Here is a 6351-nt window from a genome sequence, read left to right on the forward strand (position 1 = left end):
TCAGAAGATCGTCGCGTAGTAGGATTGCTCGAACCGGCCCCGACTGATCCGGGCCATGTGGTCTATCCGTTCCGGCACCGGGGGCGGGCGACGGGTCCGAGCCGGTTTTGCGTCGGTGCGGGCCAACAGCACGAGATTGGCAATGACCGCACCCAACAGAAACTCTTCCTCGGCACCGCGCAGACCGCGAAGGTGAAGGCGGGTCAGCCCTCGCTTACCTTTGGCATCGGCGAACACCCGCTCGACGCCCCGACGCAACCGCATCGACCGCTTAAATAGCGGCGTCTGCATCTCGCCGGGCGGCCCCCTGCCCTCAACTCCAGGCAGCTCCGCGAAGCCCGGTTGCTGTTGACCGATCCGGAGGCGACCGTGACGGCCGTGGCCGAGCGATACGGAGTGAGCTGCACGACGCTCTACAAGGGATTGCGAGAGCTGGCGGCCAAGGAGGCTGCGGCATGAGGGCCGTATTCGTCCGTCATGGCCAAAGCACCGGCAACGCCGGCGTGCCCTGCCATGACCTCGCGTCGATCGGGCTTACCGAGTTGGGATGGCGCCAGGCGCATGAAGTAGCACGGGCGTGGACCGACACGCCCACGCTGATCGTGACTTCTCCTTATCTACGCACCCGTCAAACGGCCGAGGCTACGATCCGGCGCTTCCCCGATGTGCCGGTAAAGGTGTGGCCCATCGAGGAGTTCACCTATCTCCAGCCTTCCCGCTGGAACGGCACGCGCAGCAGCGAGCGAATGCCCCATCTGGAGCGGTACTGGACCGACGCCAATCCGACCTACTGCGATGGCGACGGCGCGGAAAGTTTCGGGGCATTGCTTCGCCGCGCCGAAGCGGCACTTGCGCGGCTTGCCGCCCTGCCCTCCCCCTGCCTCGCCTATGTGTTCAGCCACGGGCAGTTCATCCAGGCGGTGCGCGCCGTCGTCATGGAATCCAATTTGGACGACCGAGGCAAAATGCTGCGCTTCTGGCGGAAGGGCGCGCCACCCGCGATCGGCAACGCCGAGCTGGTGCATTTCGCGTTATCGGATGCAGGTTGGAGCCATAAACCACCGCCCGTGAGCGGCAGCAGGGTTGTGCCGTTCTGATATTGTGCATAACGTCACAGTATCAGGAATGAAGGTGTGCACACGTGCGGATTATCACACTTGCAGCGCAAAAAGGTGGCGTTGGTAAGACGACGCTCGCAGTAAATCTTGCGGTTGCCGCTCAAGCCGCCGGGATTAGGACAGCGCTGTTCGACCTTGATCCGCAGGAAAGTGCGACAGCGTGGAGCGAACGGCGTGAGGCCGAGCTGCCGCATGTGGAGCCGATCAGCGCGCGCCGCCTCGACCAAGCGATAGATGCTGCCGAAGCAAACGGCTTCGCTCTGACCATAATCGACACACCGCCGGCCGCCGGTTCGGAAGCCGCAGCCGCAGCCCAGCGCGCGGACCTCGTGGTGATCCCTTGTCGTCCGTCGTTGATCGACCTCGATGCGATCAAACGAACGGCGCAGCTTATCACCAGTACCGGGCGAACAGGCGTGGTCGTGCTGAATGCAGCACCCCCTACCGCAACCACATTGCTGGACGATGCCAGAACGCTTGCCGAGGCGACCGGCTTACGGGTTGCGCGTGCTGTATTGCGGGAGCGCAGCGCCTACCGAGCGGCATGGCCTTACGGCTTGGGCGTCATCGAGCATGAGCCGAAAGGCAAAGCTGCCTTGGAGATTGCAGCCTTGCAGAAACACATATTTGATGATGTGATGAATTGCACACCTGCAAATGTGAAGGCTTGATTATGGCGAAACGGACTTCCTTGTTGGGGCCGGCAGTAGCGTCCCCCTCCCCCCGCGAACCCGAGCCGGATCAGCAGCCGGCCCCATCGACCTCGCCGTCCAATGCCCCACGGTCGGGTGGCAAGCGGCCAGGTAAGTATCACCTTGGGGCATATTTCGACCCGGCCGATCCTACGGCGGAGGCGTTTCGCGTTTTGGCAGCGCGAACCCGGCGAAGTCACCAAGACCTCCTTGCCGAAGCAATCAGCGAGCTGGTGGCAAAGTATGATGCCGATAAGCAATTTGGCCGTGTGTGATAATGTGCACACCTGCAAATGTGCAGAATGGTAGGATTGAAGTGGCATGACTAAACGCCAGAATCCTAACCCAGAATTTGATCTGTTCATCCCGTTGATGGGCGATCTCCCGCTGAAAGATCAGCGGGAGACGATGGAGCGGCCGTTCTTCTCGCTCCAGAAGCGCAAGCGGGTAAAGCCGATCGAATATAGCAGCCCAGACGGCGAGACGTGGGTGAAGATCGAGGCGATTCCTGCTTACGGCATGGCGACGATCTGGGACGCCGATATCCTGATATGGGCGGCGTCCACGCTCAATCGGATGCGGGAGCAGGGGGTCAACGACCTTCCCCGAACGCTCAAAACAACGTCCTATGACCTGTTGCGAGCTATCAAGCGCGACACCAGCGGCCGAGCCTATCAGGAGTTGCAGGCCGCACTCCAGCGACTTCAGACGACTTCCATATCGACCTCGATCCGCGCGCCCAAGCGGCGCACCAAGGCCGGTTTCAACTGGCTCGACAAATGGACGCTGGAGGTGGACCCGGACACCGACCAACCGCGCGGAATGACCATTACGCTGTCGGATTGGGTGTATGAGGGCATTATAGGGGAGCGGTCGCTGCTCACCATGCACCAGGATTATTTCCTGCTGACCGGGGGCCTGGAGCGCGCCCTTTATCGTATCGCGCGCAAGCACGCCGGCAACCAGAAAGGCGGGTGGACGTGTCGCGTCGAGGTGCTGCGCGACAAGACCGGCAGCGACAGCAAACCCAAAGAGTTCAACCGGATGCTCCGCAAGGTGGTGGAGGCTGACCAGCTCCCTGATTATGCGATGCAGATGACCGCAACGGCCGATGGCAGTCCTGCCGTACTGTTCCGGCTTCGGGGAGAAGCGGAGGCGCTGGCGCTGACAGCCAGGTTGGAGGCCGAGCAGGAACGGCGAAACAGATTCGATGCCGATCGCCGCCGCGCCGCCGAGGTGGACGACCTGATGGACAAGCTCTCCGGAGGACGCTGACTATCGTGGTATCACACACCGCAAGGGCCATTCGTATCAGAGGCGGCAGCGGGCAGCAGGCGCTGAGAGTGGGGATCGAGCAATAATCGACCTGCAAAGAGGTAAGCGATCATCGTGGGATCACACACCGGGCAGTCGTGGGATCACACACCGCACTATCGTGGGATCACACACCGAATCACGTGGGATCACACACCAAGCAGCTTCTCAACCTATTGCAGAAACGTGATTTTTTGCCCTCTTTTCGGCACTTAACCTTCTTAACGATTCCTATTTAACAGAATCTCTTAACCCCACCGCCCCGCTCGAACAGAAGAAGGGGGATGCGGAATTGCCCTAAAGGGCAATGCGCTTTCGTTGCGTGCCGGCTATCGCCGTCACAGGAGCGGCCTACCGGCCGCAGGCTTCCGAGAGAAGCCAAGCCGATCCGGCGGTGTGTGGCCTGTCAGCGTCACGCTCGTTGAGAGGGCAGGACGGGAGATACCCCAAGCCTGTCGTCAGTTTCGCCGGTGTGTGCGATCACGCCGGATCGTAGAGGCCAGCGAACTCGCGTTCGGCATAGTAGCGGATCTTGCCGACGACGAGCGGATGCTGACCCTGCCGCAGCAGCAGGAGATCGTCGGGGTTCATCCGCATGATTTCATCGGGCGTCGCCAACCGGCGGGCGGCGACATGGCCGCTGGCGCTTTCCGATCGGGCACCGTCGCTGAAGATGCTCGCCGGACGAGACGTGCCGAACGTCTCATATTCGATAGTGGTGTCGCCGATAGTACGCGACAGCATGTCGGCGGTGGCAAGATCGTTGACCCCGAACGTCTGGATCACGCCGGCGTTGGACATGAAGGTGCCGGCGCGCTCACCATAGGTGGCCTTGAGCTGGTGCATGTCCTGGAGGATCGGCCAGAGCTGCATCCCGTAACCCGCCATTAGCCCCATCGCGCGCTCAACCGGATCGAGGCGGCCAAGCGCGGCGAACTCGTCGAGCAGGAATAGCACCGGCTTGTCCGGCCGGGCAGGGGAGCGCGCCATGTCGGTGACGGCCTGGCTCACCAGCAGCCGTAGCCAGCGGGCGTAGGTATCGAGCCGGTCAGGCGGCAGGCACAAGAACACCGTGCCGGGCCGCTCCTTCAAGTCCGCAAAAAGAAAATCGTAACCCGACGTGCTGTCCACGATCCGCGGGCTGTCGAGGAAATGGGTATGGCGCTGTGCGGACGACAGCACGCCCGCGGCCTCGCGATCGGACTTGCCGAGGTGTCGGTTGGCGGCGCGCGCGATCAGGCCGTGTGCGCCGGTGCTGACCTGCATGTCAGCGAGCAGCGCGGTGAAGCTGGCGGGATCGCGGGTAAGTTTGTCGCGCACCGTCGCCAACGTGGCGAGGGCAGAGGGTTCGTGGATGACGGTGTGCAGGATGATGCCGGCGATGAGCGCCTTGGCTTCCTCGTTCCAGTGCGCCTCGCCCGATTGCCCCGGCGCATCGTGGACCAGCGCTTCGGCGACCGTCTGTGCATCTTCCGCGAGGTCCGGGCTGTTCGCATCGAGCCACGCCAGCGGGTTGTAGCGGGCCGCAGGACGCCCGGAGACCCCGAAGGGGTCCAGGCACCATACATCGCCCTTGCTGGCCCGCGTGCGAGCCGTGACGCGGGCATTCTCACCCTTGGGGTCGATGCAGATCACCGAGCGATCGAGCAGCAGCAGATTGGGGATGATCGTGCCGACACCCTTGCCCGAGCGGGTGGGTGCCATTGTCAACAGATGCGCCTGGCCGTCATAGCGCAGCAGTTTGTTGTTACGGCCTGATCGGCCGATGACGAGATCGCCCGAGCCTTCCAGCTTCGCCAGATCACGTCTGTCGCCAAAGCGGGCGGAACCCATCAACGTGTTGCGAGCCTGCCCACGGCGATTGAACTTCCAGATGCCGAACAGGACCAGGCCGGTGAGCAGGAACGGCACGTCGGTCGCAATTTCGCCGACGCCGAAGATGCCTTTTAGCCAGCTATTGCTCGCTATCAGAACGACGAAGCCGATCAGCAACGCCCAGAGTGGCCTGATACGTGCAGGCATCAGCAGACCGCGCCGGCCGGGGTGATCGCCAGCGCCGGATCAGCATCGGGATGGCCGAGCAGCTTCAGAAGGATTTGCGTGGCGAGTGAAGGCGGCACCCGTTCGTCGCGCATCATGTCGAACAGGGCGTCATCCTCAGGCGTCAGCACCATGCCTTCGATCGCCAAGTTGGCGCGGGCATCCTCGTCGTCCTCGCGCCACATAGCGTCCTCGTCCGAGCTACCGCGCACATAGTCCAGGGCGCGGACTTCTCTCCGCAGCATGTCGAGGTTGATCGTCGTCATTCGCCCGTCTCCCGTCCCGCTTCTTCCGCGTCGAACGCCCGCCGGCCGCGGCGCTTCCACAATGCTAGCGTATCTCCACCAGCCTCGCTCTTTGCCTTGCCAACCAACTCCAGCAGCGCGCCGTAGATTGTCGCGCGATCGTCGTCGGCGAGATCGACCAGCCCGGCCTTCTGAACGAGGCCGCCCAGCTCGATCAGGTGGCGGGTGCGCTCGCGGCGTTGCATGACCCAGCCCCTGCTATCTGTTCGCCGTTGCCCCGCTTCCGTCCGCAGCGTCGCTGCCCGGTTCAGTCGAAGCGCCCGATCCGTCGATTGCAGCAGTACCGCCACCCTTGCGCCCGCGCCGTTGAAAGAACGCCGCGCCCTTCGCGCGCCATGCCTCCTTCGCGCTCGCATCCTTCGATCCGATCGCGTCGAGCAGCACGCCGGCGAGCGTTTCAACATCGAGAGCATCGGCACCCGTTGCGGTGACCAGCGTCCCGAGCTGTTCCACCCGCTTCGCCTTGAGCGCTTTGGCCTTGTCGCCGAGCGCCTTCAGCTCCGCATCGTAATCGCGGACCTTACGCATCGTAATCATCCTCTTCGGGTTCATCCGGTGCGGCAGGAATATCCGACCACAGCAGTCCCGATGTTCCGTTTGCATCGACGCCGGGTGGAGCCTCCTCGTTCCACAGAACGCGCCAACCGTAGACCACGCCGTCGTCGCTGGCATTCTCGTCCAGATCAAAGGGGTAATCATCAAGCGTGTCGATGCTGATTCCGAGCGCTTGAGCGACATACGCATCGCGGCGTCGCTCCATCGCTTCCTCGTAAGCACGGCTCATCATGCTCTCCTTGTTCAGGCAGTTTGACAGAGCAGGCGGTGAGCGCAAGGACAAAGCGGAGCAAGTCAGTCAGGAGATGCGTAGCAGATCGTGAGTGC

Annotated in this window: 11 protein-coding genes; 5 read left to right on the top strand and 6 right to left on the bottom strand. The window is 62.8% G+C overall.

Features of this window, described 5'->3' with window-relative positions; genetic code table 11:
- Nucleotides 1-291, bottom strand: coding sequence for a transposase (locus BMX37_RS17965; RefSeq protein WP_244501673.1), 291 nt, complete (start codon nt 289-291; stop codon nt 1-3).
- On the opposite strand from BMX37_RS17965, the gene BMX37_RS17970 reads away from it, so the two are divergent.
- Genes BMX37_RS17970 through BMX37_RS17985 form a run of 5 tightly spaced genes read left to right on the top strand, consistent with a single transcriptional unit; the run spans nt 286 to nt 3085 of the window.
- On the top strand, nt 286-459 hold the full coding sequence (locus tag BMX37_RS17970; protein WP_257015893.1) for a helix-turn-helix domain-containing protein: 174 nt from the start codon (nt 286-288) through the stop codon (nt 457-459). The two genes, BMX37_RS17965 and BMX37_RS17970, sit on opposite strands and share 6 nt — an antisense overlap.
- Nucleotides 456-1097, top strand: a complete 642-nt coding sequence (locus BMX37_RS17975; protein WP_093667149.1) for a histidine phosphatase family protein — start codon at nt 456-458, stop codon at nt 1095-1097. The genes BMX37_RS17970 and BMX37_RS17975 overlap by 4 nt, the downstream gene beginning before the upstream one ends.
- A gap of 44 nt (nt 1098-1141) precedes the next feature.
- Entirely contained in the window at nt 1142-1789 is a 648-nt protein-coding gene (locus BMX37_RS17980) for a ParA family protein (RefSeq protein ID WP_093667150.1), read from the top strand.
- Nucleotides 1790-1791: 2 nt separating this feature from the next.
- On the top strand, nt 1792-2085 hold the full coding sequence (locus tag BMX37_RS19480) for a ribbon-helix-helix domain-containing protein (protein WP_373563082.1): 294 nt from the start codon (nt 1792-1794) through the stop codon (nt 2083-2085).
- A gap of 46 nt (nt 2086-2131) precedes the next feature.
- Nucleotides 2132-3085, top strand: a complete 954-nt coding sequence (locus tag BMX37_RS17985) for a replication initiator protein A (RefSeq protein ID WP_093667151.1) — start codon at nt 2132-2134, stop codon at nt 3083-3085.
- Nucleotides 3086-3604: 519 nt separating this feature from the next.
- On the opposite strand, the gene BMX37_RS17990 is transcribed toward BMX37_RS17985, so the two are convergent.
- Genes BMX37_RS17990 through BMX37_RS18010 form a run of 5 tightly spaced genes read right to left on the bottom strand, consistent with a single transcriptional unit; the run spans nt 3605 to nt 6253 of the window.
- Nucleotides 3605-5116 carry a type IV secretory system conjugative DNA transfer family protein gene (locus tag BMX37_RS17990; protein ID WP_425288472.1) on the bottom strand — a complete coding sequence of 504 codons (1512 nt, stop codon included), beginning with the start codon at nt 5114-5116 and terminating at the stop codon, nt 3605-3607.
- A gap of 29 nt (nt 5117-5145) precedes the next feature.
- Nucleotides 5146-5430, bottom strand: coding sequence for a hypothetical protein (locus tag BMX37_RS17995; RefSeq protein ID WP_093667152.1), 285 nt, complete (start codon nt 5428-5430; stop codon nt 5146-5148).
- A complete protein-coding gene (locus tag BMX37_RS18000; protein WP_093667153.1) occupies nt 5427-5654 on the bottom strand; it encodes a conjugal transfer protein TraD in 228 nt (75 codons plus the stop codon). The genes BMX37_RS17995 and BMX37_RS18000 overlap by 4 nt, the downstream gene beginning before the upstream one ends.
- A gap of 13 nt (nt 5655-5667) precedes the next feature.
- Entirely contained in the window at nt 5668-5997 is a 330-nt protein-coding gene (locus BMX37_RS18005; RefSeq protein WP_093667154.1) for a conjugal transfer protein TraD, read from the bottom strand.
- Nucleotides 5990-6253 (bottom strand): hypothetical protein, encoded by a 264-nt coding sequence (locus BMX37_RS18010; RefSeq protein ID WP_093667155.1) that lies wholly within the window; start codon nt 6251-6253, stop codon nt 5990-5992. The genes BMX37_RS18005 and BMX37_RS18010 overlap by 8 nt, the downstream gene beginning before the upstream one ends.
- Between the last annotated feature and the right edge of the window lie 98 nt (nt 6254-6351).

This window comes from Sphingomonas gellani (genome assembly GCF_900110035.1).
In the GTDB taxonomy this organism is placed as follows: Bacteria; Pseudomonadota; Alphaproteobacteria; order Sphingomonadales; family Sphingomonadaceae; genus Sphingomonas; species Sphingomonas gellani.